Source organism: Paraburkholderia ginsengiterrae, from assembly GCF_001645125.1.
Taxonomy (GTDB): Bacteria; Pseudomonadota; Gammaproteobacteria; order Burkholderiales; family Burkholderiaceae; genus Paraburkholderia; species Paraburkholderia ginsengiterrae.
This window is the reverse complement of record NZ_LXKA01000129.1, coordinates 1-506: the sequence shown is the minus strand read 5'-3', so window position 1 is coordinate 506 and position 506 is coordinate 1. Positions and strand designations below refer to the sequence as shown.

2 protein-coding genes are annotated in these 506 nt (G+C 72.9%); both read right to left on the bottom strand.

Annotated features, from left to right (window positions below; all coding sequences use genetic code 11):
• Positions 1-204: hypothetical protein (locus A6V37_RS11025; RefSeq protein ID WP_425262275.1), on the bottom strand; the 204-nt coding region annotated here is incomplete at its 3' end.
• A 118-nt stretch (positions 205-322) separates the two neighbouring features.
• Positions 323-506 (bottom strand): hypothetical protein (locus A6V37_RS41745; protein ID WP_208607860.1); only part of this gene is annotated, 184 nt, incomplete at its 5' end.

Below are 506 nucleotides of genomic sequence, written 5' to 3'. Positions count from 1 at the left end.
GCTCCACACTTCGTCGAGATCGAACACGTCGCGCGCCATCACGCAGGCCCGCCCAATGTCGCCCGGACGCGCGTCGGTCTCTCCCATGCGCCGGTCCCCGAACTCGCAGCCGACCCGGTTCACCAGCGCGCTGGTCAGCTGCGTCGCCACCACTCCGCGCCGCAGCGGCTCCCTTTGCATCGGTGCGCCGACCCCCCGCCGCACCGGCTCCGCGCCACACCCCACCCGCCCCCCTCGCCCCATCAGCTCCTCCAGCACCGCCCCACCCCCCACCCCCGCTCCCCGCCCCCCTCCCGCTGCGCCCCCCCCTCATCCATGCCCCTCACACCCTCCTCGCCCTGCCCTCCCCCACACTCGCCACCATACCCACCATGCCCACCCTCCCGCTCCTCTTCCACCTCCCGACGCCCACTCTCCCCCGCACCGTCGCCCACGCCTCTATCGCCCTCACCACCACCCTCCTCCTCCTCTCCCTATTTCTCACTCCCCGTCTGTCCCGCTCCCTA